The 25,817-nt window shown below is 43.6% G+C and carries 26 protein-coding genes; 9 read left to right on the top strand and 17 right to left on the bottom strand.

Annotated elements, in window-relative coordinates; all coding sequences use genetic code 11:
• The 3 genes from ABNE31_RS13190 to ABNE31_RS13180 are packed head-to-tail and all read right to left on the bottom strand — an operon-like array spanning position 1 to position 3,278.
• Complete coding sequence (locus ABNE31_RS13190) at positions 1 to 1,707, bottom strand: phospho-sugar mutase (RefSeq protein WP_349351469.1); 1,707 nt, start codon at positions 1,705 to 1,707, stop codon at positions 1 to 3.
• Positions 1,708 to 1,765: 58 nt separating this feature from the next.
• Positions 1,766 to 2,713, bottom strand: coding sequence for a glycosyltransferase family 2 protein (locus ABNE31_RS13185; protein WP_349351468.1), 948 nt, complete (start codon positions 2,711 to 2,713; stop codon positions 1,766 to 1,768).
• 43 nt (positions 2,714 to 2,756) lie between these two features.
• A complete protein-coding gene (locus ABNE31_RS13180) occupies positions 2,757 to 3,278 on the bottom strand; it encodes a DUF4199 domain-containing protein (protein WP_293282193.1) in 522 nt (173 codons plus the stop codon).
• 158 nt (positions 3,279 to 3,436) lie between these two features.
• On the opposite strand from ABNE31_RS13180, the gene ABNE31_RS13175 reads away from it, so the two are divergent.
• Positions 3,437 to 3,706 (top strand): type B 50S ribosomal protein L31, encoded by a 270-nt coding sequence (locus ABNE31_RS13175; RefSeq protein ID WP_166522010.1) that lies wholly within the window; start codon positions 3,437 to 3,439, stop codon positions 3,704 to 3,706.
• 80 nt (positions 3,707 to 3,786) lie between these two features.
• Positions 3,787 to 4,968, top strand: a complete 1,182-nt coding sequence (locus ABNE31_RS13170) for a GlmU family protein (RefSeq protein WP_349351467.1) — start codon at positions 3,787 to 3,789, stop codon at positions 4,966 to 4,968.
• Between the two features lie 80 nt (positions 4,969 to 5,048).
• On the opposite strand, the gene ABNE31_RS13165 is transcribed toward ABNE31_RS13170, so the two are convergent.
• The 9 genes from ABNE31_RS13165 to ABNE31_RS13125 all read right to left on the bottom strand — a co-directional run bounded on the left by ABNE31_RS13165 (position 5,049) and on the right by ABNE31_RS13125 (position 14,314).
• Complete coding sequence (locus tag ABNE31_RS13165; RefSeq protein ID WP_349351466.1) at positions 5,049 to 5,759, bottom strand: hypothetical protein; 711 nt, start codon at positions 5,757 to 5,759, stop codon at positions 5,049 to 5,051.
• A gap of 67 nt (positions 5,760 to 5,826) precedes the next feature.
• Positions 5,827 to 6,906, bottom strand: coding sequence for a family 16 glycoside hydrolase (locus ABNE31_RS13160; protein ID WP_349351465.1), 1,080 nt, complete (start codon positions 6,904 to 6,906; stop codon positions 5,827 to 5,829).
• Between the two features lie 439 nt (positions 6,907 to 7,345).
• Positions 7,346 to 7,939: a hypothetical protein gene (locus ABNE31_RS13155; protein ID WP_349351464.1), complete on the bottom strand. Its 594-nt coding sequence runs from the start codon at positions 7,937 to 7,939 to the stop codon at positions 7,346 to 7,348.
• A 195-nt stretch (positions 7,940 to 8,134) separates the two neighbouring features.
• A complete protein-coding gene (locus ABNE31_RS13150) occupies positions 8,135 to 8,626 on the bottom strand; it encodes a VOC family protein (RefSeq protein WP_349351463.1) in 492 nt (163 codons plus the stop codon).
• Between the two features lie 186 nt (positions 8,627 to 8,812).
• A complete protein-coding gene (locus tag ABNE31_RS13145; RefSeq protein WP_349351462.1) occupies positions 8,813 to 9,103 on the bottom strand; it encodes a helix-turn-helix transcriptional regulator in 291 nt (96 codons plus the stop codon).
• Position 9,104: 1 nt separating this feature from the next.
• On the bottom strand, positions 9,105 to 9,407 hold the full coding sequence (locus tag ABNE31_RS13140; RefSeq protein ID WP_349351461.1) for a type II toxin-antitoxin system RelE/ParE family toxin: 303 nt from the start codon (positions 9,405 to 9,407) through the stop codon (positions 9,105 to 9,107).
• Positions 9,408 to 9,642: 235 nt separating this feature from the next.
• Positions 9,643 to 11,688, bottom strand: a complete 2,046-nt coding sequence (locus ABNE31_RS13135) for an amidohydrolase family protein (RefSeq protein ID WP_349351460.1) — start codon at positions 11,686 to 11,688, stop codon at positions 9,643 to 9,645.
• A 73-nt stretch (positions 11,689 to 11,761) separates the two neighbouring features.
• On the bottom strand, positions 11,762 to 12,715 hold the full coding sequence (locus tag ABNE31_RS13130) for a hypothetical protein (RefSeq protein WP_349351459.1): 954 nt from the start codon (positions 12,713 to 12,715) through the stop codon (positions 11,762 to 11,764).
• Between the two features lie 297 nt (positions 12,716 to 13,012).
• Positions 13,013 to 14,314 (bottom strand): alpha-L-fucosidase, encoded by a 1,302-nt coding sequence (locus ABNE31_RS13125; protein ID WP_349351458.1) that lies wholly within the window; start codon positions 14,312 to 14,314, stop codon positions 13,013 to 13,015.
• A gap of 314 nt (positions 14,315 to 14,628) precedes the next feature.
• Here ABNE31_RS13125 and mtaB point away from each other — a divergent pair, with 314 nt between their 5' ends.
• Complete coding sequence (gene mtaB, locus ABNE31_RS13120) at positions 14,629 to 15,957, top strand: tRNA (N(6)-L-threonylcarbamoyladenosine(37)-C(2))-methylthiotransferase MtaB (protein ID WP_349351457.1); 1,329 nt, start codon at positions 14,629 to 14,631, stop codon at positions 15,955 to 15,957.
• 48 nt (positions 15,958 to 16,005) lie between these two features.
• Here the strand turns inward: mtaB and ABNE31_RS13115 are convergent, their stop codons facing one another.
• The gene (locus tag ABNE31_RS13115; protein ID WP_179384006.1) at positions 16,006 to 16,299 is read right to left on the bottom strand and encodes a GNAT family N-acetyltransferase; all 294 of its coding nucleotides are present in this window, start codon (positions 16,297 to 16,299) and stop codon (positions 16,006 to 16,008) included.
• A gap of 165 nt (positions 16,300 to 16,464) precedes the next feature.
• Between ABNE31_RS13115 and ABNE31_RS13110 the strand changes: the two genes are divergently transcribed.
• On the top strand, positions 16,465 to 17,127 hold the full coding sequence (locus tag ABNE31_RS13110) for an alpha/beta hydrolase (RefSeq protein ID WP_349351456.1): 663 nt from the start codon (positions 16,465 to 16,467) through the stop codon (positions 17,125 to 17,127).
• 48 nt (positions 17,128 to 17,175) lie between these two features.
• Complete coding sequence (locus ABNE31_RS13105) at positions 17,176 to 18,144, top strand: lytic transglycosylase domain-containing protein (RefSeq protein ID WP_349351455.1); 969 nt, start codon at positions 17,176 to 17,178, stop codon at positions 18,142 to 18,144.
• Between the two features lie 7 nt (positions 18,145 to 18,151).
• Here the strand turns inward: ABNE31_RS13105 and ABNE31_RS13100 are convergent, their stop codons facing one another.
• From ABNE31_RS13100 to ABNE31_RS13090, 3 genes are all read right to left on the bottom strand, one after another.
• Positions 18,152 to 18,811 carry a peptidoglycan DD-metalloendopeptidase family protein gene (locus ABNE31_RS13100; RefSeq protein ID WP_349351454.1) on the bottom strand — a complete coding sequence of 220 codons (660 nt, stop codon included), beginning with the start codon at positions 18,809 to 18,811 and terminating at the stop codon, positions 18,152 to 18,154.
• 144 nt (positions 18,812 to 18,955) lie between these two features.
• Positions 18,956 to 19,480 carry a hypothetical protein gene (locus ABNE31_RS13095; RefSeq protein ID WP_349351453.1) on the bottom strand — a complete coding sequence of 175 codons (525 nt, stop codon included), beginning with the start codon at positions 19,478 to 19,480 and terminating at the stop codon, positions 18,956 to 18,958.
• A 76-nt stretch (positions 19,481 to 19,556) separates the two neighbouring features.
• Positions 19,557 to 20,072, bottom strand: coding sequence for a DUF2892 domain-containing protein (locus tag ABNE31_RS13090; RefSeq protein ID WP_349351452.1), 516 nt, complete (start codon positions 20,070 to 20,072; stop codon positions 19,557 to 19,559).
• 166 nt (positions 20,073 to 20,238) lie between these two features.
• Here ABNE31_RS13090 and rpmH point away from each other — a divergent pair, with 166 nt between their 5' ends.
• Complete coding sequence (gene rpmH / locus ABNE31_RS13085; protein WP_072882462.1) at positions 20,239 to 20,397, top strand: 50S ribosomal protein L34; 159 nt, start codon at positions 20,239 to 20,241, stop codon at positions 20,395 to 20,397.
• Between the two features lie 95 nt (positions 20,398 to 20,492).
• Positions 20,493 to 23,345: a carbamoyl-phosphate synthase large subunit gene (gene carB, locus ABNE31_RS13080; protein ID WP_293282220.1), complete on the top strand. Its 2,853-nt coding sequence runs from the start codon at positions 20,493 to 20,495 to the stop codon at positions 23,343 to 23,345.
• A 38-nt stretch (positions 23,346 to 23,383) separates the two neighbouring features.
• On the opposite strand, the gene ABNE31_RS13075 is transcribed toward carB, so the two are convergent.
• Entirely contained in the window at positions 23,384 to 23,971 is a 588-nt protein-coding gene (locus tag ABNE31_RS13075) for a hypothetical protein (RefSeq protein ID WP_349351451.1), read from the bottom strand.
• 217 nt (positions 23,972 to 24,188) lie between these two features.
• Between ABNE31_RS13075 and ABNE31_RS13070 the strand changes: the two genes are divergently transcribed.
• Both ABNE31_RS13070 and ABNE31_RS13065 read left to right on the top strand, forming a co-directional pair.
• Positions 24,189 to 24,590, top strand: coding sequence for a hypothetical protein (locus tag ABNE31_RS13070; protein ID WP_179383999.1), 402 nt, complete (start codon positions 24,189 to 24,191; stop codon positions 24,588 to 24,590).
• 140 nt (positions 24,591 to 24,730) lie between these two features.
• Entirely contained in the window at positions 24,731 to 25,813 is a 1,083-nt protein-coding gene (locus tag ABNE31_RS13065) for an efflux RND transporter periplasmic adaptor subunit (protein ID WP_306013171.1), read from the top strand.
• Positions 25,814 to 25,817: the final 4 nt, after the last annotated feature.

The raw sequence follows: 25,817 nt of genomic DNA, 5'->3' as shown, positions 1-25,817 counted from the left end.
TTATAAATTCAGCTCTGAGAGGATACCATCTATTTTGGTTTCCAACTGCGAATTTACGGATTTATAATCTGCCGCCTTCTCCAATTTTGCATTTGTGCTGATGTAGAACTTCACTTTGGGTTCGGTTCCGCTGGGTCGCGCCGCAATTCGGGTGCCATCCTCCGTTTCGTAAATGAGCACGTTGGATTTGGGCAAGTGCAGGGTGTACTCTTCTCCTGTCTGCACATTTTTGACGATAGAGGTGTTATAATCCTCAATGTACAGCAGTTTGGAACCTTGCACGCTGTCCACGGGGTTTTCCTTGAAATCCTTCAACATTTGTTTGATTTCTTCCGCACCGCTCATTCCTTTTTTGGTGAGGGAAATCAGTTTCTCCTTGTAGAACCCAAATTCCACGTAGGCATCTATCAAATCCTGATAAAAGGAGCTGCCGTTGGCTTTGGCATTGGCAGCGATTTCGCAGGCCAGTAGGGTAGAGGTAACGGCATCCTTATCGCGGACAAAGTCGCCCACCATGTACCCAAAACTTTCTTCGCCTCCGCCAATAAATTGGGAATTCGGGAAGTCCTTGATCATTTTACCGATCCATTTAAACCCAGTGAGCGCTGTTTTGAACTCCACGCCGTAGGCTTTTGCCATTTGCTGCATCATGGGTGTGGACACAATGGTCGTAGCAATGAACTCATTGCCCTTGAATCCTTTGGCCTTGTATTGGTCCAACAGAAACTTGGTCATGAGCACCATGGTCTGGTTCCCGTTCAGCAGTTCCATTTTCCCTTCGAGGTTGCGCACGGCGATGCCCAAACGGTCACTGTCCGGGTCGGTACCCACCACCATATCTGCTCCGATTTCCTCGGCTTTGGCAATGGCCATGGAAAGGGCTTCCGGCTCTTCTGGGTTGGGCGATTCCACGGTTGGAAAATCACCATCGGGCTTTGCCTGTTCCTCGATAATGGTCACGTTTTTGTATCCTGCACGCTTCAATACCTCTGGAATGGCAGTGATGGAGGTGCCATGTAACGAGGTAAACACGATTTTGAAGTCATCTTTACCTTTGGCTCCAAAGCTTCCGTTCTTTACCGAAGCTTCAAAAAAGGCTTCATCCACTTCTTCATCAATGTGGTGGATTAACTTTTCATTCTTATCAAATTTGATGTCCTCAAAGGAAAGGGCATTGATCTCTGCAATGATTTCCCCATCCTGAGGTGGTACAATCTGCCCACCATCGGCCCAATATACTTTGTATCCGTTGTATTCTGGAGGATTATGGGAGGCTGTAAGCACAATTCCAGCATGGCAACCCAAGTATTTTACGGCAAAGGATAGTTCGGGCGTGGTCCGCAGATCGGAAAATAGATGCACTCGGATGCCATTGGCCGAAAATACATCGGCCACGGTTTTGGCCAAGGATTGCGAATTGTGGCGGCAGTCGTAGGCAATCACCACTTTTAAATCATCATCGGTGTACGATTTTTTAAGGTAATTGCTCAATCCCTGCGTATTTTTTCCAAGCGTGTACTTGTTGATCCTGTTGGTGCCAACGCCCATTACACCGCGCATGCCACCCGTACCAAACTCCAAATCCTTATAAAAGCGTTCCTTCAGTTCTTCGGGGTCGTTATCCATAAGGTGTTTGATTTCCTTTTTCGTGTCTTCGTCAAAAAAGTCGGTTAACCAAGATTGCGCTGTTGCTGTAATGGAATCCATAGTTGTTTATCGTTGTTTAGATTTCTAAAATACAAAGTTTAGAGGGTTTGGAAACACCTTAAAGGTTAATTTTATCCGAGATATTGTATCGCGTATCGTTTTTTCGGGACCGAACCATGATCTCGCCCAAGAAACCGGCCAAAAAAAGCTGCGTACCAATGATCATGGCCGTTAAAGCGATATAAAATTGGGGGCGTTGTGTGATCAAACGACCAGCGGGGTTCAAAAAGAGCTTGTCGATACCCAGGTAGAGTGCAAATCCAAAGCCTACCACGAACATCAATACGCCCCAAGCTCCAAAGAGGTGCATCGGCCTACGGCCAAACTTGGAAACGAACCAAATGGTGATCAAATCCAAAAAGCCGTTGATAAAACGTTCTGCACCAAATTTAGTGGAACCATATTTTCGAGCCTGGTGCTGCACTACCTTTTCAGTGATATCGGAAAAACCCGCATTTTTGGCCAAAACAGGAATATAGCGATGCATTTCGCCGGAAACCTCAATAGTTTTGACCACTTTGTGGTTAAAGGCTTTCAGCCCACAGTTAAAATCATGAAGCTTGACGCCGGATGTTTTGCGGGCGGCCCAGTTGAAGAGTTTGGAGGGGATGTTTTTGGTGATAACGGAATCGTACCGTTTCTTTTTCCATCCCGAGACCACGTGGTGCCCGTCTTGCGTGATCATGGCGTAGAGTCCGGGGATTTCTTCGGGATTATCCTGCAAATCAGCATCCATGGTGATCACTACATCGCCTTCGGCGGCCTTGAAACCGGCATGGAGGGCCTGCGACTTGCCGTAATTCTTTAAAAATTGGATACCCTTGACGTTTTCATTGCTTTGGGACAGTTCGGAAATGGTCTCCCATGACCCGTCGCTGCTGCCATCATCAATAAAAATGATTTCATAAGAAAAATGATTGGATTGCATCACTTGCACAATCCAATCATGTAGTTCTTTTAGCGATTCTTGCTCGTTAAGTAAGGGAATTACAATGGAAATCTGCATTGTTCGATTCTGGAATTCCCTTCAAAAGTAGCATTTTTTTGGATTAATATTCCGGTTGGGACTTTTTCAAGATCAGTCCGGAGATAAGACCCAAGATCAATCCCAGTACGGAGTTCATGATCAACAGCACGGGATATTGGATCCAAGCAAAGCTTTTTTGCATCTCAACGCCTTGTTCCCACTGTTCCTCGGTCATGTTCGGGTTTTGCGCCATTGCCTTTGGTTTGGCCATTTCCATAACCTTGTCCATAAAGTCAGGTTCAATGAAGTTGGTCAAAACAAATTGATAGATCAAAGAAATGATGGCGGCCACCAAGGCGACGCCTACGCCCACCTTTAGGGCTTGGGAGATGGTCAAAAATCCGCCGTTGGCCTTTTTAAAGGCATTGACCGCAAAGAAAACGATCGCAGCGAGAATGACGATGGATATTACGATAACGGCCGTGCTCGTTTCGTAATGCATTTTTTGGGTGTACAGCATTACGCCGAATACCACAGAGATCAACCCGGACAACAGTCCATAGTTGAGCGCAAATTTTCCAGTTTTAGCTTGTTGTTCTTCCATTGTTTAAAAATTAGTGTTGCTTACAGAGGTTAGTTATCGAATGCTTACATTTGTTACAGATAAATTTACTTTTATTTTTTTAGTGATTTTAAGTTGGAGGTGTCAAAGAAATCATTAAATTTGCACCCTGAAAATTCTGAGATTAAGCATTTAAGACGATGAGAAAAGGTATACACCCAGAAAACTATAGATTGGTTGCTTTTAAGGACATGTCCAACGACGATGTGTTCATTACAAAGTCCACTGCTGAAGCGAAAGAGACCATCACTGTTGATGGTGTTGAATACCCTTTGGTAAAATTGGAAATTTCAAGAACATCACATCCTTACTACACTGGTAAGACCAAATTGGTGGATACCGCTGGTAGGATCGATAAGTTCAAGAACAAGTACAAGAAATTCAAGAAAGAAGAGAAGGAGGCCGAGTAGGTCGCACCTTTCATCGAAATATAGGAACGCCCTCGATACTTTCGGGGGCGTTTTTTATTTTTGATATTTAAAGTTGAACCATGAACTATATCCTATCCGACGGTTACCACCGCGAAGACCTTTTCCCGTTTACGTTTACACGTCCCGTCGCAGGCATTCGGGTGGGTATCCTCACCATTCACGAGAAGTGGGAAAAATGGCTGAACGCTTCGGTAAGCTTTCAAACGGAGGAATACCTTTCCCAAAAGTTTCCTTTGACCACCGCAAACGAAAATATGGTAATCAACGGGAGCTATTTACCAAGCGCAAAATTGGTGGAGGCCATTGGTAACCTGAACATAGGCGAAGCTTTGATAGGGGACGAGGGCTATATCGCCTACGTGACCGAGAACTTGGAAACGGGTTTTGAAGAATCGGCTTATACGGCCATTCCTTTTGAGGAGGAGGTACTGACCATTAAAAATACTTGGGACATTTTTTCCAAGAACGCCGAAGCACTTCAAGCGGATTTTGATTTGGTGACCCAAGGAAAGAAAAGTCAACCGATACCCGACACCAATCAGGTCAAGAGTCCAGAAAATATTTTTATCGAGGAAGGCGCTACGGTGGACTTTTGTATTCTGAATGCCTCCACAGGGCCCATTTACATTGGTAAAAACGCCTTGATGATGGAGGGCTGCACTGTTCGCGGAGGACTGGCACTGTGCGAGGGAGCCGTTTTAAAAATGGGCGCCAAGATTTATGGAGCCGTCACCGCAGGACCGGGCTGCAAATTGGGGGGAGAAGTGAACAATGCGGTCCTTTTTGCCAACTCCAACAAGGGACACGATGGGTTTTTGGGCAATTCCGTTTTGGGTGAGTGGTGCAATATCGGGGCGGACACCAATACGTCTAACCTTAAGAACAATTACGCCCCTGTACGACTTTGGAACTACAAAACCGGAGGTTTTGCCAAAACGGGCCTACAGTTTTGCGGACTTATGATGGGCGACCACAGCAAATGTGGTATCAATGTGATGTTCAACACAGGAACCGTGGTGGGGGTGAGTGCCAATATTTTTGGCAGTGGCTTCCCCAGAAACTTTATTCCCAGCTTCAGTTGGGGCGGTGCTGCGGCAGGGTACACTACCTTTAAGACGAACAAGGCCTTTGAGGTGGCCGAAGCCATGATGAAGCGCCGAAATATGGAATTTAACGAGACCGAAGCCCAAATTTTACAACATGTATTCGAGTTGACGCAGCAGTGGCGGAATTTTTCCTAAAAAAAAATGTTGATTCCGAAGGAAATCCACATGTTGGCAACACAATACTATCCATTTCAATGGTGTACCCAGATTTTCATTCAGTTCTTGCTATAATCGCAGGGTGCATTGATCACAATTTGTTTGTTTATGGTTTGAGAGGCGCTCAGCCGTTCCCTTGAATCTAAATCTCCATAAAAATCAGTGATGTACGTTTCAAATAGTAGTCCGTTGGGAAGGTCAGGTGCTGTCTTCCATTCCTCGTAAGCTGTAGGGAAATCCAATAAGGGCATATGTTCAACAGTTCCCTTATCGACTATGTAAAACTGAGTTGCCAGTTTGAGCCGTTTTATCCTTTTTGGTCTAATAGAGGTTAGTTTGTAGCGATAGTAGGATTTGTTGCCTACAATCGTATCGGTCAAAGTGACAAAATCATAATTTTTGACCTGATATTGAAACGGATTTTGGTATTGCCTCACCAATTCACAGGGTACTTTAAAAAGTTGATTTTCATAAAAAACCGACTTTGAGATTTTAAAACGAAACGTTACCCCTTCATAATCCCTAAAATCCATCATAAAAGTGAGGCTATCCAATTCGGTCAAGATTGCCCTGTAATTGTTTCGTTGTGAATGGGTCAGATATATTTTGGTGTAGGTGGTATCCGTTTCCCTGAAAATATGGGAATTTTTGCGAAGCGAATCTTTAAAATAGGTCACCTCATATTCCAAATGATGGTCAAACTCATACGTTTTCTGAGAAAAAGCCAAATGTGAAATGAACAGCGGAAGCAATAGAAAAAGCGGTTTCATAAAGATTGATTATGCGTCCCATATCGATGGTCTTAAATGTAGCCAAATCTACTGAACCTCCCGAATCTTATTCCAACTTCCCGATTAATCCCCAACCGTTGGCCTTATCAATGACGACGCAGTGCAGCATATTGCTACCTTTTTTAAGATGCAATGGGATTTTGTAAGCTCCGAGGCCCAAATGCCCCTGAAATTGGTTGTTTTTGGACCGAAAGGCATTGTTTCCGTAAAAAATAGGTGCTCCATTTAAATATAGGATGATCTTATCGCTATAATCGAACGAAAACCATTGGGTGAGTGCTTGGTTGGTGCTTATGGTGGTCGATGCCACGGTATACACCTCTGGATTGCCCTCAAAATTTCCAGAACTGGGTTTGGGCACATATTTGGAAATGGGCAATAGGCCCGAAGTTTCCGTTTGTGCCCTTTGGGTAGGCATTTGCGCAAAACTGGCGGGGTCGATGTTCCCTTCCTCGTATAGTTTGGCCTCGGTGAGTTCCCATTCGGTGATCATCCCTACGGGAGGGGTGCGGATAGGGTAAGGCTCCTTGGCGACGGCCTCGCCTGTGAGGGTAACCCTGATATTGGCAAACCGGTTTCCGAACAAGGCCCAAATACCAATGGTACCGGAGAGGTTCCCCGATTTAAGATGGTCCACTTGCAGCGCTTGTTCACCATTCACAAAAACAGTGGCAGCAAGGTCCTGCACCTCAATGCGCAACTGGTTCCACCCTTCGGTAAGAAAGGCCACCTGTGCCTGATGTTCGGGGTAAAGCTGCCAATTGCTCTCTCCATGGTAGGTAGGCGTGTACTGCACGGCATCCACTTGGCGGGATTTGTGAATGCGCATGTAGATTTCCTCAAAGTTTTGCTGCTGTTTGCGGAACAGAAATCCGGCAAAGCTGCGCTTTTGGTTGGCGTATACCTCCAGTTCCAGCACGCCGTTGGAGAAGTCGATGTCATTAGCAAAGGCCTTACCGTTGAGTAGTAGGGTAGGGCGACCGTCAAAGGTTTCGAAGGTGAGCTCACTGCCCGGTTGGGCGGTCCATGCGCTTGGTTGCAAGGGAATATTTTGTGTGGTTTGGGCTTGGAGCAAGTGGGTGGCTGCAAGTATCATCACCCAAAGGGTGTTGCGTAAAAATGTCATCTGTTCGTTTTATGATATACTATTTGGTCGGAGGGGTTAGGGAATCCTGACGTGGGGGAAGCGAAAAAAGGTGGGCATTGGAGATTTTCGGGTTAGTATTATTTAAATCATATACTGAATTTAGCGTTAATCAATATCGAAATTGAATTATTCAAACAACCAATTTTATTTTCATACTTAGTATTATTGATTGTATAAGACCTTTTTAATTTTAGCAATACTCACTTTTCTTCGTGTATGGTAATTATCATTAGTGCTTCTAGGGTGTACCTTCGATAAAACTTCATGAAAGCCATAAAAAATATATAGGAAACAAATCCTAAAACTATTGGGTAATAGATGGGAATCCTATTGTTGGCCAGAAAAACTTTTTCGTATATCAAAAACCAAAATATGGAAACACTAATTAGAGTAAGTGAACGAAGAAATCCATAAAGAACTACATAATTAATTTGCTTTGATGATTGTTTGTTTTTTCAAACGCATAATGCTGTAAAACTCTGAAAAAATCGTAGTCACCTATTTCTTTTGATATTTCGTGTGTATCATTATGCGGAACTATTCTGTTTAATATTTTGACGCTTTTTGTTTTAACACAAAACACCAAGAAATCGTCTAAAGGTTGTGCATAAAGCGTTTTAAACTTTAAAAAATGACCAAATACCAAATCCAAAACTGAAACTGGAAGAATCGATATTAATATTAAGATTCGCTTTGCAGTTATGGTTTTGTAACTAAATGATTTCTGAATCTTTAAAAGATATTTCGAGGGATAGTCATAAATCCAATTTGCGTATTTTTCTACTATAACTGAAGATAAGTAATTGTTTAAATGTCCGACAGCATAGCTAATGATTACAAAGAAAAAGAAACCCTCTAACTTTATATTGTCATCTCGGAAAAACTCAATTAATTTCATTTCATAATTTGAAGAATTTTGGGAAGAAAAAAATAGATAAAGATAAATCAGAGTAGCGCCAGGAATGAAATAACCAAGAAAATCGTAAAGTGAGAATGGATTCTGTTTTATCATTTTTAAAAATAGTATTTACAACCTTACAGGAAATCAATTATTTAAATTGATATATATATCAGTAAATTCTAAAATTAGAAGAAAAATATTACAAGTTCTTGATGTTTAAAAAACTAATTTCCAGTAATTATCAACACAACCCATTGTCTTCAAGTGGGTTGGGTGTAATTGCAGTAATTGGGAACTGTATTTGTTCTAGCCATTCAACTCCGCCAACAGGTCATGGAGGTCGAGGGGTCTGGTGTACATTTGAATGCTTCCATCGGGTTCTTGTGGCCAGTCCTCTCGGGGGCGGTCCCAGTAGAGTTCCACACCATTGCCGTCGGGGTCGTCCAAGTACAGCGCTTCGGAGACACCATGGTCCGCCGCTCCCGTCAAAGGGTAGTCGGCCTCCCGTAAACGTTGTAAGATCTGCGCCAAGTCCTTACGGGTGGGGTATAGGATGGCCGTATGGAACAGTCCCGTGCTATTGGGCGGTGGTGGTGGCCCGTTTTTGCTCTGCCAAGTGTTTAGGCCAATATGGTGGTGGTAGCCCCCGGCTGAAATAAAGGCAGCTTGGTCGCCCATGGTGGTAATAATTTCAAAACCTAAAAGCTTGTGGTAAAAGTCCAAGGCGCGTTGCAGGTCTGCCACCTTTAGGTGCACATGACCTATTCGGGTGTTTTTGGGCAGTTGGTAGGGTTCCATATCATTCGATTTTGGTGATGAAAAAAGGCTGTCTAAAAGGCAATCATCTTTGAACTTTGTCAGGTTGAACGCCTGCCTTCCGCAGGCGGGCGCTCGAACTGACAGATAAAAGCTTTTCAGACCGCCTCTTTAGTTGTTATTCGTTTTCCTAGGGTTTGTCCATAAAAGGGTGGGTGCGGTACTTGTTTATTGAATTGAGATGTTCAGATTTTTTCCTAGTCCAAGTTCTATCAATTTGTAATAGGTTGAAACTTGGATATCGCTCAAACCGCGCTCAATTCGTGATATGTAACTTTTTTTTGTCCCAGTCCTTTCCGCAAGCTCTTCTTGGGTCAGGTTAGCTTCTTTTCGTGCTTCCTTGAGCATTGCCCCCAGTCGGAAAGCAAGAGCTTCCGCATCATATTTGTCGCGCTTTTCAGTTCCCTTTTTTCCGTATTTTTGAATAAGTATGTCTTCAAAATCAGTTAAGTTTTCCATATTAGCCTATCTTATTTTTTATGTATTCTTTTTTCAATCGTTCGGCAAGTTTGATGTCCTTTCTTGGTGTCTTTTGGGTTTTCTTCACAAGACAATTGGTGAGCACGACTACGTTTCCATCATCGAAAAAGCAAAAAATCCGAATGCTCTTGAACGTGGTGATAACCCGAATTTCATATATACCATCACTGTTTTCCAGTGATTTGAAAAACTTTTTTGGGACTTGTTTTTCAAATCGAACCAAGTCAAGAACAAATTCTATCTTTTCCTGTACCTTGGGTTCCTGCGATTTGTAAAAGTCCAAGAAGTAGTTTTTTGTAAGCTATAATTCTTCTTGCCACAGCACAAAGTTAACTAATTAGTTTACAAGTAACAAATGGGATTTTGAGAAGTGACCATCATTTTTGTGCTGTTGCCCACATTTAATTTATGCTAGGTTTTATGGATCACATCAATGGATGACGAATTACCTATAGGAATAGAATTAAAAAACCAGTAGCGAAAACTACTGGTTTTTGATGTTATCCGACCTACGGATTTTATTCGCTTACCTCAGGTTTGTCCGTAAAAGGGGTAATGCCAAAGGCAGGATAGACTTCGCTGGGGTAGTAAAAGGTTCCTCCGCGCGATACCAAGGATATGGTCTTTATAGCCTTGATGCTGTCCACCGGGTTGCCGGGCACCAAAAAGAAATCGGCCCACTTTCCGGGTTCAATGCTGCCCAAGTTTTCGTGGCCCAAGTACTGCGCCATATCGTAACTGGCCAGTTTGAGTACTTCGGCCGGTGTGTATCCTAATTGTTCGGTGTACAGTTCCAGTTCGCGGTGCAGGTTAAAGGCGCCGCCCAAATCGGTTCCCGCTACGATCAGAATCCCTTTGTCCTTCATCATTCTCAAGGTTTCCACGATTTTATCATAGGCTTCACGATAGGCCTTGTCCTCCTCGGCATCGGCAATTTGGGCCAGTGCCACCTTAAGGCTACGCTGCTCGTTCGGCGGCATATTGTCCACATAATCCAAGGCACCGGGCGTAACTTCTCCGTTGCGGGAGAGCATCAGGCGCTCATGAATGGCCAGGGTAGGGTCCATGGCCGTTTCGTTGGCTACAAAAAGGTCCATGGTTTCCTGCACTTTGTCGCTGTTGAGATCAAGTTCGGGAAAGCGTTTCATGGCGGTGAGGCGCAATAGGGTCCGGGTGTCCTCTTCGGGCTCCAATACCCAGCCGAGCATGGTTTGGTTAATGTGGGTCATTTCGTCGTACCCAGCGCGTAGCATGGCATTGGCGTTGGAGAACGCGGGCACGTGTCCCGTAACGAACAGGCCTTGGTCGTGTGCTTTTTTCACGATGGCCGGGGCCCAATCGCCGTTCATGCTGTTGTATAGTTTGATGCCGTAAAACCCAAGGCTATCATAGGTGTCCACAGCGGCCAGGGCTTCTTCTTGGGTTTCCACCAGAATACCGTTGTTGCTACTGTACGGACTTTTCCCTTCGATAAACCCGAGTCGGGTTACGCGGGGTCCTGCCAACACACCGGAATTGATTTTTTCGATGAGGTTGCTGAGCACTTCGGTATTGTTCCCCATATCACGGAACGAGGTCACTCCCGCCAAAACGTTCAGCAACGCACCGTTGTCGCCGGTATGGGCGTGCATTTCGTAAAGTCCGGGCACCAAAGTGCCTCCGTTCCCCTGAATCACCACTTCGTTGTCGCCAGTGGCATCAGCCGCATCGATAGCGGAAATCTTTTCACCTTCCACTACCACGGAAACGGGCTCGGTAAGGGATAGCGTTTTGGGGTCGAACACCTTTACATTGGCAATACGTACTTTTTTATCGTAGTTGTGGGCGTATTCCTTTTGCAGTTTTTCATAACGCTCGGCGGAATAGTTTTCGGCCAATTGACGCAGTTCTTTTTCTTCGGGCTCGTAGCCATCACGAATTACAATGTAGCGAGGTGAGATAAACGCAAAAAAACGGTCGCTATCATCCATGATGAAATAGGTGGGGTTCATCTCCGCACCGGAAAGCGCATAGGTGGTCAGGGCCAATTCCCCTTCGCCGGAGGCATGGGGCACGGTCAAATCCTCCATTTTGGTCAGCGTTAGGTTCCCTGCAGGCAAAACGGGCAGGGTATTGTTCGGGGCGTCCATGAGCATGCGTGCGGACAATACTGCGGAATACGGACTGCCAAATTGGTTTACGTAGAGCTGTGACGCATCCAAGGCGGCACTTCCAGAACCTGTGGCATCGGTCCAAGAGGCTTCGCCGTCTGATTGGGTAAACTGCTCGTCCACGGCATTGCCAAAGGTGGTATTTCCTGTGACTTTCCAGCTTTTCGGATAGCCTTCGGCATTGAGCACAATGATCTCCTTCATGGTCGGACCACGGCCGTTGTTCTTGTAATCATAATCAATTTGAATGGTATCGCCAAGGGTGTTGACTTTCATATAGCCGACCTTGGTCTCGCTAATGATTACGGAATAGTTTTCCTCGCCTTGGTAGTCGGCCAAGGAGGAAGTGTGTTCTGTTTTACAGGAATAGCCCGCCATTAGGACAAGGCCGATCAGGAATAGTCGAAGTTTCATAGAGTTGATTTAAAATCGGTTTAAGATAACGATTTTAAATCAACGCTTAACCACGAATATCTGGCCAAATGGATTATAACCTGTCAACCAAGGTGGAGTCGTTATATTTTTGAAATTGAATGAGCTCTGAATTGTAATCCACCTTAACCTTAAAATGCTTGAGCAAGGACCCACCAATGGCACCTTTTACGACTTTGTCCATGGATTGGGCCATCATTTCGGACCAAACATGATCTGGTCGCCTGGAAAATAACACGGGGCCTACTTCTTGGCCCGCAATTTTTACCACGGGGACCTCAATGATTCCTTGGCTTCCATCTGATTCGGGATAGTATTTCCAATCGGGATGATCAGTTCTCCATTGATCAAAAATACTGGCAGCAATAAAAGATCCTGCCAAGGTGTTTTTTTCAGTATTGAAGTACTCCTTCCCTTTATCGGATAACACAAAACTGGCTCCAGTATCGAACAATACTTCAATCTCCTCACCCTCAATTTCAATCTGCATCCTAGGGTGCCCATACACAGCAACTCCATGGGTGTTTTTCTTAAACCCTAACGAAAGCACATTAGGTTTCTTGCTATCCGTTGATTTTATTGGAGTGTTGACCCATACTTCTTGTTTAGGATAGTCAAAAGTCCATGCTCGCCCCATAAAAAAGCCCTGTCCCAAAAAAGCATCCAACATCGGCATTTTATCTATTTTTTGCTGAAGATCGTCAGTTAAGGGCGGTATGACCAGATATGATTCCTGAACACGGGCAAGAGGCTTTCTTAGAATGAAATTTGGAATAGGCGAGGGTGAGGGAAACTTTTCAATGTTTACCATGTCATTGAATATTACATAACTCATTGGCATTAATCCTTTGACTAATCCCTTCTTTACATATGGGGCAATTTCTGGACGGTCTTGTCGGGATGGCATTAACATGCTTATGCCTCCTCCAGTATCGCAATACGCCAGAAGAGTGTCCTCCTTGGCTTGCAAAGGCAATTTCACCATAAATCGTGCACTGTCCAAAAACATGGAAGGCAGTTTCAGTGGTTTTTGATTAATGATTTTTACACCGATTTCTTGGGAATCTTCGAAATTGCGGTCTAATTTTCTAATGACAAGAAATTGGATAACTCCGATGATTAGGAGTATACCAATGATTAGTAAAACATACTTAACAACCCTTTTCATTTCAGTAAGGCGTATTTAAAAATTGGCGGGGTTATGCCATCGCATGCTTCTGAATGTCAGCTAATTTAATATAAATCTTCGTTTCAACGGATTTATGTTTTGTTAATTTATGGGTTGGTCATGCATTTATTTTTTGCACTATTTCAGGCTTACTTCGAGCACAAAATCAGCTTGGTCAGGGTCACGTTCCTTGGGCAGTGCCACTAAGGTGCCGTAGGTGTTGGTCTGGTACTTTAAGCTTTTCTTCGTTTGGAAATCGGTCACCGAAGTAATCTTACCTTCCATGGTAGGAAAAAAGAAATTGTCGGTTTTCCAATCCATAATGTGGAGATACACCTTGTTGTCTCTTTGTGTGGATACACCCCAACTCTGCGGTGGGATTGGACCCCCGCGCGTTCCGTAAATGGTGGGGCCATAGCTATTGGTCCACTCACCAATGGCTTCAAGGGTTTCGATAAATTCCGGTTGTATCTTGCCATTGGGCATAGGTCCAACATTCAACAGAAAATTGGAGTTGTAACCCGCAGCTTTCACCAAATACTGAATGAGCTCTTTGGTGGATTTATAGGCCTTGTCCTGAAGGGAAAAACCCCAACGATGGGCCATGGTTTCGGCGGTTTCCAAAGGAAGGGACCCCACTTTGGAATCGCCACTGAAGCCGCCATTGTTTTCGCCGGGCAAGTCTTTTTCAAACATTTGAAAATCTTCCCCCTCGTTTGGAGCTTGGTGGTGGTTGCTCCCGATCATGGCCTGTGGTTGTAGTTGGTGGATGAGGTCGTAGGTTTTCCGGATTTGCCAATCGGCTTCCTTTTTGTCCCACCAGCCATCAAACCAAATGCCGCCAATATCCCCATAATTGGTGAGTAGTTCGGTGAGTTGGCCATTCATGTAGTCCAAATAGGCCTCCCAATTGCCATTATCGGGCCTGCCCGCTTTTTTTCCGGTGTCGCCCCGAGGGTAGTAATCGTTGTGGTGCCAATCCAATTGGGAATAGTATAAGAATAGTTTGAGGCCATGTTTGCGGCAGGCTTCGGCCATTTGTTTGATGATGTCTTTTTTGTAAACGGTTCGGTCCACGATGTCCCAGTCCGATATGCTACTGTCGAACATCGCAAAACCATCATGGTGCTTGGTGGTAATGGTGATGTATTTCATCCCGGCGGATTTGGCCAAAAGTACCCAAGCTTCGGCATCAAACTCGGTTGGATTAAAGAAAGCAGGAAGTTTTTCATAAGTTGCCTTGTCTATGGATTGGGTTTCCATGACCCATTCATGTACGCCCAAAACAGAATATACTCCCCAATGGATGAACATGCCAAACTTTGCATCCTGAAACCATTCCCTGTTTTCCAAATTGGCTGCTGTGGGTTGGTAATCCTGTGCGGGCAATGGGTTGATGAAAATCAGAAGAGTCAGGGCTAATAAAGCAAGTCTTTTCATGGCTAGGTTGTTGAGGTTGGTATGTACAGGCAAGTTAATCAAAAGATGTTGTAAATGAAGCGGGCAATGGGCAACAGACAGTGCATTTTAGAACCCCATGCCCTAATCTCTAAATTTTGAAATACCATGTTACCGGGTATGACGGTTGAATTCCTAACATGAAACCCAAAACTTTAAACCAAAACCCAAAACCCAAAACCCAAAACTCAAAACTCAAAACCCGAAACCCGAAACCCGAAACCCTAGTCTTTCAACAGTTGCGATAACTCCCAACAAATCACTATCTTTGCGCCCCTAAAACGCTAGGCAGGCTTATGAACAAAAAGGTTGCATTTTACACGCTGGGCTGCAAGCTCAATTTCTCTGAAACTTCCACCATTGCGAGAGGTTTTGAAAAGGAGGAGTTTGAGCGTGTGGACTTTTCGGAAGCAGCTGATGTGTATGTGATCAATACCTGTTCGGTAACGGAAAATGCCGATAAGCGATTCAAGACCATTGTAAAGCAGGCCCAAAAAGCCAATCCCGAAGCCTTTGTAGCGGCAGTAGGTTGCTATGCGCAACTAAAACCAGAGGAATTGGCGGCTGTGGATGGCGTTGATTTGGTATTAGGTGCCACGGAGAAGTTCAAAATCACCGATTACCTGAACGACCTTACCAAAAATGATAGGGGAGAGGTACACTCCTGTGAAATCGAGGAGGCTGATTTTTATGTAGGCAGTTACGCCATCGGAGATCGTACCCGTGCCTTTTTGAAGGTCCAGGATGGTTGTGATTACAAGTGTACCTATTGTACCATTCCTTTGGCGCGAGGGATTTCACGAAGTGACACCTTGCAGAACGTACTGAAAAATGCCAAGGAAATTGCTTCACAAGACATTAAGGAGATTGTGCTGACAGGGGTGAATATCGGTGACTACGGGAAAGGTGAGTTTGGCAATAAAAAGCACGAGCATACCTTTTTGGATTTGGTGAAGGCTTTGGATACCATCGATGGGATTCACCGTCTCCGAATTTCTTCCATCGAACCCAATTTGCTCAAAAACGAGAACATCGATTTTGTAGCGCAAAGCAATTCCTTTGTGCCCCATTTTCATGTGCCCTTGCAGAGTGGGAGCGATGATATCTTAAAAAAGATGCGACGTCGGTATTTGTCCAATCTGTATGTGGATAGGGTGAATCGCATCAAATCAACAATGCCACATGCCTGTATTGGCGTAGATGTGATTGTTGGCTTTCCCGGGGAAACGGACGAGCACTTTTTGGAAACCTATCACTTTTTGAACGAATTGGACATTTCTTATCTTCATGTGTTCACTTACTCGGAAAGGGACAATACCGTAGCTGCCGAAATGGAAGATGTGGTCCCCAAAAAGGTACGCAACAAGCGCAGCAAAATGTTAAGGGGATTATCGGCCAAAAAGCGCAGGGCCTTTTACGAGAGTCAACTGGGAAGCGTTCGAACGGTATTGTTCGAAGGGGAAAACAAAAAAGGCTATATTCATGGGTTTACCGAGAACTATGTTAAGGTAAAGGCGCCTTGGGACCCTTCTTTGGTGAATACGCTGCACCAAGTGGAGCTAACGGATATCGATACGGACGGACTGGTGCGTTTTGAGTTTGTTTCCGATGCCATCACAGCATAAAAAAACCTCCCGGTAGAGGAGGTTTACATTTTTCCGAAGATGGTTAGATCAAATACGGATACCAACTGGTAGCATTTCCTTGTATTGCCTGTTTTTTCTCAAAAATCCAGCAATTTGGGGGCTTGTAGGTACAACTCTTAGGTTGTTCTCTTGAATTTCGTTCAAAACCGCTTTGATGAAATCCTCTTTAAAGCCCTCTTGTGTAATTTCTTCCGGAATAACCAGCTTGGTCAAAAATACTTTACGCTCTTGTGAAGAGTACTCAATTTTGGCTAAATGCCCATTGACCTTAGTTTCAAATTGACGCAAGAAACTATTGTCAGTGATTTCCATTGTTGTCATATAGTACTTGTTTTTTTAATGACTTGGCGGAACTACCCGAAAAAGGCATTTCCATTCCCCCTGAATTATAAATATCTATTACATAAGCGGGGTTGGCTGCAAAAGGGATACAAAATTAGTCAAAATATTGTTAATTTCCTAGTCCTTATCGATATTTGGTGCCATATGTCCGATGATAAAATCCATATCTATCTCATGCCGGGAATGGCAGCCAACCCTTCCATTTTTGAAAATATCAAACTGCCAGACGACCAATTTGTAACGCATACCTTGGAATGGTTTGTACCCGAAAAGGGGATGAACTTAAGGGAATATGCGGAGCACATGTGCGATAAAATTAAGGAGCCCAATCCAGTGTTGCTGGGCGTTTCCTTCGGGGGCATGTTGGTACAGGAAATGGCCAAAATCAGGTCGACACGCAAAGTGATTGTGGTCTCATCCGTTAAGAGCAAGCACGAACTGCCCAAAAGAATGCTGTTTGCCAAGTACACCAAAGTACACAAGCTGTTGCCAACGGGCCTGGTGAACAATGTGGAACTATTGGCCAAATATGCCTTTGGGGAAACAGTGACCAAGCGATTGCACCTTTACGAAAAATACCTCTCCATTCGGGACAAGTATTATATCGATTGGTCCATCGATCAAATCGTGAATTGGGACCAAGAAGTCCCACCTGATCATGTGGTTCATATTCAGGGCGAAAAGGATGCTGTTTTTCCCATTTCCAACATCAACGATTGTATTTCCGTTAAAAATGGCACCCATACCATGATCATTCACAGGGCCAAATGGTTTAATGAGCACCTCCCCACAATTATTTTGGAATAAATTCGTCTTTATAATAGTATCTTTACGTAACAATTTAAAAGGGAAGACATGAAATATCTTAAAAATATATTGGCATTTATCGGATTGATAGCTGTGGTAAGCACCTTGATTTTTGCCGTTCAGTCGAATGCAATGGAAGAACAACCCGTAAAAACGGTAACCGAACCCGAAACCACGGATAAGAATGTGGCGGATACCTACCAAATCAGCGCCATAGAAATACCAAAGGATCTGAATTTCGCAGGTGAGCCGGTTCCCCAAGACGACCCTGAGATCATGGAGCGTGTTGACCGTGAATTTTTGGTGAATACCTATTGGCAGTCGAACGCCCTCTTATTGATGAAGCGTGCCAATAAATACTTTCCGATCATGGAGCCCATTCTTAAAAAGAATGGCATCCCGGATGACTTTAAGTATCTGGCGGTTGCCGAAAGTGGCCTTGAAAATGTGGTTTCCCCTGCAGGCGCCACTGGTTTTTGGCAAATCATGAAAGGAACTGGCCGCGAATATGGTTTGGAAGTAAACGATAACGTGGATGAGCGCTACCATATTGAAAAAGCGACCCAAGTGGCATGTGATTACCTTAATAAATGGAAAGACCGTTTCGGTAGCTGGACGTTGACCGCTGCGGCCTATAATGCAGGTCCTGCCGGTATCCAAAAATATATGGACATCCAACAGGTGAACGATTACTATGATTTGTTATTGGGACAAGAGACCGGCCGTTATGTGTTCCGTATTTTGGCAATTAAGGAGATTTTATCCAATCGTGATAAGTATGGTTTCCAGTTGGAAGAAGACGATATGTACACCAAAGTTCCCACCTTTACCGTTGAAGTAGATACTGCGGTAACCAATTGGGCCGATTTCGCGGAGCTATACGAAATCAACTACAAGGTTTTGAAGCGACATAACCCTTGGTTGCGCGAACCGCATTTGAACAATGCTTCCCGTAAAAAATATACTATCGAAATACCGAACAAAGGATATTATCGAGTAGGGAGTACTGGAAAATAGTTTCGGCTTAGTATTTAAATAGAAAATAAGGCGAAGGGAAATAGGTTTCTACCTTTGGCAGTAACACTGGCGAAATATACCCCCAGTCGGAATATCCCGCATCCATGGCCTCTTGTGTGAGCACTTGAAGATGAACGTGGCAAAACCAGCCGCCGCTATCACTTTCTTCTCCTATGTGAGCAAACTTTTGACCGGCCTTTATTTTGTCCCCAACATGGACCAAGTGAGGTGTCTTTAAGTGTCCATACAACGAATAAAAAACTACTCCATTCATCTCATGTTTTAGAATGATATAACCTCCGTAATTGCCCAGGGTAGTTTCTTTTGCAGTTTTGTATACTTCGGCTTCCAAAGGGGCAAACATGGGAGTGTTGTAGGGTACAATGATGTCCAGACCCAGATGATAATACCGTTGTTCCTCAATAATGTTAGGGTAGGACCGCAACAGACTTTTCCGTTCTTCCAAATACCTGCCAATGCCCCAGCTTCGGGATGCATTCTTTAATTCATCAAAAACCATTTGGTTGAACTGATGGAAATCCGTGAGTGGGTACTCTAGTGTTTTTGGGTTGTTGGACGAAAAATCAAAGATGTACGGCTTTCCTTTTAGTAAATCACCGAATAAGGGGTAGATATCGACCCCATTGAGGCAAAGTGGGTAGTACATAAGAAATCAAAATGTAAAGCTACATAAATGTAGGGATACCAAATTGGGCTTAATTTTGACTCATGAATTTTAGCTAACCAAACCGTAAAAGAACGTCAGCGGGTTGGAAAAACAGATGACTACTAAAAGGATATATTGATTGGATTAAGGATTTTGAGGTTCATTTAATCTAGATTTCAATTCCTCCAAGTATTCAGTCCACCAATCAATTGCTTCTTGTATCCATAAGTCAAGTCTTTTTTGTTCAACTTGATTCGTTTTTGAGGCGAAATGTACCGTTTTTCTTTTGTCCATAAACGCCATTCTTTCTCCTGATTGATCTAGTAATGGGGCTCCGTCTTGAAATAGAATTTCATTATCTGTTTCAACTTGATAGGTATCTGGTTCAAATAAAAACTTATATTCCTTTAAAGCATCATTTCTCTCCTCATCAATGAACTTTATAAAAATCTGATCAACTTTTTTTTCGCACCATAGAGTAGAAAAAATATCTTGGTGATCAGGATAGTTCTTTTTATCAACCTTGTCAAGAACATGTCCAACCATTCTTAATAAGGTTAAACAGGTAATCCAATTTATCCTAATCTTCTGCCTGTTGTTAGTTTCTAAAGAATCCTTCAGTTCATTTTTGCAGAAAATACAATCTTTAAGTACTTCATTGGCTTTCATATCAAATAGGTTGGATAAAATGGAGATAACCTTTTAAAGTCGATATGTTTGCAGCTGGTGGCAAGAAAAAATTCATCTAAATCTTCTTCATCTGCTGCTGCATCATTTTGATTTGCTCCGTAAGCATGTTGTTTTTATCCAACTTCTTGGCTTCCTGCAACAAAGTGGTGGCCTCACGTTTTCTGCGCTTTTGCATGGCAATGCCCGCTAAGCTCAATTTGGCCATGGCCACGTCATAGTCCATGGTCAATCCCAGCTTCAGGGCCTTTTTAAAGTACTTTTCGGCTTGGGTCAGGTTTTTTTGTGAGTAAATAATCCCGTGTAGATAGTTGTAGTAACCCTGTTGTTTTTTGATCAGGGCAGCCTGTGGATTCTTGATCTTGGCCAACCATTGTTGTGTGCCCTCCAAGTCCTGCTTCCTCATTTTAAGAAAGGCCAAAAGGATGAACTCATTTCGGAAGTATAGAAAAATGAATACGAGGGATAGCAAAATCAGTGCGATTCCGTTGCCAATATTACCCTCTATAAACTGGTAAACGGCATAAGCGATGATAAGGATGGCAATGACGAGCTTTATATTTTTATTGAACATACAGTCTGGTGATTTTTACCTTTAGTTAAGTGCCCGCAAAAGTACTAAAAACTAAATTAAATATTTTAGGTTTGGACTTGCCAAAGTAAAAAGTCTTCGTATATTTGCGCCCAGAATTTTTAGGGGAGAAAGCTTCCCATCAACAAATCCATAAAACAGTTCGGAAATGAAAAGAACGTATCAACCATCCAAAAGGAAGAGAAGAAACAAGCATGGTTTTAGGGAGCGCATGGCGACTGCCAATGGTAGAAAAGTTCTTGCGAGAAGAAGAGCCAAAGGAAGAAAGAGATTAACTGTTTCCTCTGAGCCAAGACATAAAAAATAATGATAGTATTTATTATTTAAATTAAAGGTGTTACTTTTCTAGGTAACACCTTTTTTTTGACATATAAGCAGATAACCGAGAAACCCCTATAGAAAATGCCCAAAAGAAAAGATTTAAATTCCATTTTGATTATTGGTTCTGGTCCTATCATCATCGGCCAGGCATGTGAGTTCGACTATTCTGGTTCCCAGGCCCTTCGTTCCCTTCGGGAAGATGGGATTGAAACCATTTTGATCAATAGCAATCCCGCTACCATCATGACCGATCCGGCCATGGCGGACCACGTGTACCTAAAACCGTTGACCACAAAATCTATCATAGAAATACTAAAAAAACACCCAAATATTGATGCGGTATTGCCAACCATGGGCGGGCAAACTGCATTGAACCTTTGTATCGAAGCTGATGAAAAGGGTATTTGGGAAGATTTTGGCGTGGAAATTATAGGGGTGGATATTGATGCCATCAACATTACCGAAGACCGTGAAAAGTTTAGGGAGTTGATGTTAAAAATTGGAATTGGAATGCCGCCACAGGCGTCCGCAACATCCTTCCTAAAAGGAAAAGAGATTGCCCAGGAATTCGGTTTTCCTTTGGTAATCCGGGCTTCTTTTACGTTGGGAGGCGCAGGGGCCGGTATCGTTTATGATCCAGAGCATTTTGATGATATGTTGAGCCACGGCTTGGAGGTATCACCGATTCACGAAGTGATGATCGATAAGGCTTTGATGGGCTGGAAAGAATATGAGCTGGAGCTCCTACGCGACAAGAACGACAATGTGGTCATTATCTGTACCATCGAAAATATGGACCCCATGGGTATCCACACCGGGGATTCCATCACCGTGGCGCCTGCAATGACCCTCTCGGATAGGACGTTCCAGCGCATGCGGGATATGGCCATCCACATGATGCGCAGTATAGGGGACTTCGCCGGAGGATGTAATGTACAGTTCGCCGTAAGTCCTGACGAAAAAGAGGACATTATCGCCATCGAGATCAACCCGAGGGTTTCCCGATCTTCCGCTTTGGCTTCCAAGGCAACGGGATACCCGATTGCAAAAATTGCGGCCAAACTGGCGATAGGGTATACGCTGGACGAATTGGACAACCAAATCACACAGTCCACTTCGGCCTTGTTCGAGCCGACATTGGATTACGTAATCGTTAAAATACCACGTTGGAACTTCGATAAGTTCGAAGGTTCCGACAGGACTTTGGGGCTTCAGATGAAGTCTGTGGGTGAAGTAATGGGAATTGGGCGTTCGTTCCAAGAGGCGCTGCACAAAGCCACACAGTCGCTCGAAATCAAACGAAACGGTCTGGGTGCCGATGGCAAAGGCTACAAGGATTATGAAACCATCATCGAGAAATTGCGCGTGCCCAGTTGGGACAGGGTATTTGTTATCTATGATGCCATTCAACTTGGAATACCCTTAAAACGCATCCACGAAATCACCAAAATAGATATGTGGTTCCTAAAACAATACGAGGAACTGCACTTCTTGGAGATGGAAATTTCAAAATATACCATAGAAAGCTTGCCAAAAGCATTATTGTTGGAAGCGAAACAAAAAGGTTTTGCGGACAGACAGATTGCCCACATGTTGGATTGTTGGGAGAGCGAAGTGCATAGCAAACGAATGGATTTGAACATTAACCGTGTGTATAAATTGGTGGATACCTGTGCCGCTGAGTTCAAGGCGGTTACACCGTACTACTATTCCACATTTGAGGAAGAAATCGAAACGCCAAGCGGAGAGCGCTACGTGGCCAACGACAGCCAGGTGACCGATAAGAAAAAGGTGGTGGTGCTCGGTTCTGGGCCCAACCGAATCGGACAAGGAATCGAGTTCGATTACTGCTGTGTGCACGGGGTTTTGGCGGCTGCTGAATGCGGTTACGAGACCATTATGATTAATTGTAACCCAGAAACCGTTTCTACAGACTTTGATACGGCGGATAAATTATACTTTGAACCTGTTTTCTGGGAACATATTTACGATATCATCCTTCATGAAAAACCAGAGGGTGTCATTGTGCAGTTGGGCGGACAGACCGCGCTGAAGCTTGCCGAGAAACTGGACAAGTACGGTATCAACATCATCGGAACAAGTTTCCAATCGCTGGATTTGGCGGAGGATAGGGGGAGTTTCTCCACCTTGCTGAAGGATAATGGCATTCCCTACCCAAAATTTGGGGTCGCAGAAACAGCCGACGAAGCCCTGGATTTGGCGGAAGAATTGAAATTCCCGTTGTTGGTGCGACCATCCTACGTATTGGGAGGTCAGGGGATGAAAATTGTGATTAACAAGGAAGAGCTGGAAGCCCATGTGGTGGACTTGTTGCGCAAAATACCGAACAATAAATTGCTTTTGGACCACTACTTGGATGGTGCCATTGAAGCTGAGGCAGATGCCATCTGTGATGGTGAGGATGTGTACATCATTGGGATCATGGAGCACATTGAGCCCTGTGGAATCCACTCGGGCGACTCCAATGCTACCTTGCCTCCCTTCAATTTGGGTGAGTTTGTGTTGCAGCAGATAAAGGATCATACCAAAAAGATTGCCTTGGCACTCAATACGGTGGGCTTGATCAACATTCAGTTCGCTGTGAAGGACGATATTGTGTACATTATCGAGGCCAACCCAAGGGCATCACGTACAGTTCCCTTTATTGCGAAGGCCTACAAAGAGCCTTACGTAAATTATGCGACCAAGGTAATGTTGGGCGAGAAAAAAGTGAAGGACTTTACCTTTAACCCGCAATTGGAAGGTTATGCCATAAAACAGCCGGTATTCTCTTTTAATAAGTTCCCGAACGTAAACAAGAATCTGGGACCTGAAATGAAGAGTACAGGAGAAAGCATTCTGTTCATTGATAGTTTAAAGGATGATGAGTTTTACAATTTGTACGCAAGAAGAAAAATGTATCTGAGCAAGTAAACCATCTCTTTGTCCATACAGACCTTTAAAGCGGTTAGCTAGTCTATCAATCGAAAAGATTCGGCAATCGTTTTAAAGGTTTTTTTATGTTCTTTTTTTCTTTCCTTCAAAGTCCATCCCATCACCATATACACCTTTTCCCCACCATTAATAAAGGTCAAGAAATAGGAAATCTCGTTGTCCATCCCATTCACCTTGGCATCGAGCTCCACGGATTCTGCGTTCAGGCCATGAATCAATCGTGATGTATTGGCGGATTTATGGATGATTTGGGTGGTACGCGATAAAATTTGTAGCCGGGCATCCCTGTAATTTTGTATGACAGAGAGCGAATCATCATATTGTCCCAAATCGCGATAAACCTCTTCAAAATCAGCTTTTGGCTCATCAATCACCAAAAGATATGCTTCCTTGATGAGGCTTTGGAACTGCAAAGAGGCTTCTTCATTCAATCCTGTGGTTCCCGTCATAAAATTGGGGACATCAATGTTATAATTTCCATTTATGGAATATGTATGAAAGGTGTCCGCACCAAAGGTGTCCACTTCTTTTTTGTTCTTGGAATCCTTGCATGAAACCAAGCAGAGAACAAGTGCAATTACGGGAACAAGGTAACGGTAACGCATATGGAAGCCTTTGTTTTTCAGGTACAACGAAGATAGAGTTTTAATGCTTTTGTGCCAATTTGGGTAATTTTCGACAAGTCAATTTTATATTTATTTGATTTTTCAGCAGTCTTTAGGAATTTTTCATCAAAAAAAATCACCAATAAATCGATTTTAACCATAATTAACAACAACCATTTGTTCGGGAAGTTCAGGTAACATAGCTTTGCTCCTCGAAATGAAAAAAGCATTCATAAAATATTTGTTTCCACTTGTTGTCCTATTAGTAAGTGGATTCGTCAATTTATATGCAGATTCGCAAGAGAATATCCCTGCGGAGGATGCCTGCTATCTTCAGACTTTAGAAAACCAACATTCCTCTGAAACACTTCACTCCCTTGAACTGGGATTGGAAAAAAGGTACTGCACCGAAATAGATGTTGAGGAACAGGAAGAACGCGAAGAAGAAGTAGCTTCCCACGGTTTTTCTATAAAATATGGCAAGTCCTTTGCCGCTCATGAATTTGCCGCCTCTTGGGGGCAACTCTTTTTGGAATCCAACACCAACTATGGGTTATCTAGGCCCAAGTCAGCTTCATCCATAAAGAAGCATGTGAGGTTCCAAGTATTCCGAATTTAGAATTCACAGCCGGCAAGGCCTTACTTGTGCTTTGCAACCAGCAACCCTTTGGGTAAAAATCAATAACCAAGGGTAGGTCCCTTTATGTGGATTCGGACTTCCCTTGACCTTTTCAAAACATTTTTTAAACCAGTAAAACTATGAGGAGATTTTCTATCTTCATCGGCTTGTTTGTAGTGTTGTGCTATGCGAGCTGCGAATCCAAAAAACACGAAAACAAGGAAGAGACCAAGTATCTCGTATCAAGTCCAATCCAAATGGACACGTCTATCACCAAGGATTATGTCTGCCAAATCCATTCCGTTCGCCATATTGAACTTAGGGCTTTGGAAAAAGGGTATTTACAACATATTTATGTGGACGAAGGGCAACATGTAAAAAAGGGACAACAAATGTTCCACATTATGCCCAATGTGTACCAAGCCGACCTACAAAAGGCTAAAGCGGAAGCCGAAGTCGCTGAAATTGAATATAAAAACACCAAATTACTGGCAGACGGGAACGTTGTTTCGGCCAATGAGCTGGCCATGGCCAAAGCAGAATTGGATAGGGCCAAAGCAGAGGTTAGTCTGGCGGAAACCCATTTGGGCTTTACAGACATCCGGGCCCCTTTCGATGGCATAATGGACCATCTCGAAGTTAGGGAGGGAAGTCTTTTGGATGAAGGAGAGCTGCTGACCAAACTCTCTGACAATTCCAAAATGTGGGTCTATTTCAATGTGCCCGAAGCAGAGTATTTGGATTACATAACCACAACCAAAAAGAATGAAAAGCAGGAAGTGGAGCTTTTGATGGCCAACAATAAAAAGTTCAATCAGTCCGGGGTAGTGGAAACCATAGAAGGGGAATTCAACCACGAAACCGGAAATATTGCTTTTAGGGCCACTTTCCCCAATCCTGATGGGATTTTGAGACATGGAGAAACAGGGAGTATTTTAATGAAGGTTCCGTTAAAGGAAGCTATGCTGATTCCCCAAAAGGCCACTTTTGAAGTATTGGACAAAAAATTTGTCTTTGTGATCGATGAAAACGATACCGTTCAGCAAAGGGAAATCGAAATCGGTGCTGAATTGCCTCATCTTTTTGTTGTTGAAAAGGGACTCTCCTTGAACGACAAGGTACTATTGGAAGGTATCCGAATGGTTCGGAACGGGGAAAAGATTCATTACGAATTCGAAAAACCCGAATCCGTATTGTCACACCTAGAGTTGTATGCTGAGTAACAAT

It is taken from the genome of Flagellimonas sp. MMG031, from assembly GCF_040112705.1.
Classification (GTDB): Bacteria; Bacteroidota; Bacteroidia; order Flavobacteriales; family Flavobacteriaceae; genus Flagellimonas.
This window is presented reverse-complemented; position numbering and strand designations above follow the sequence as displayed.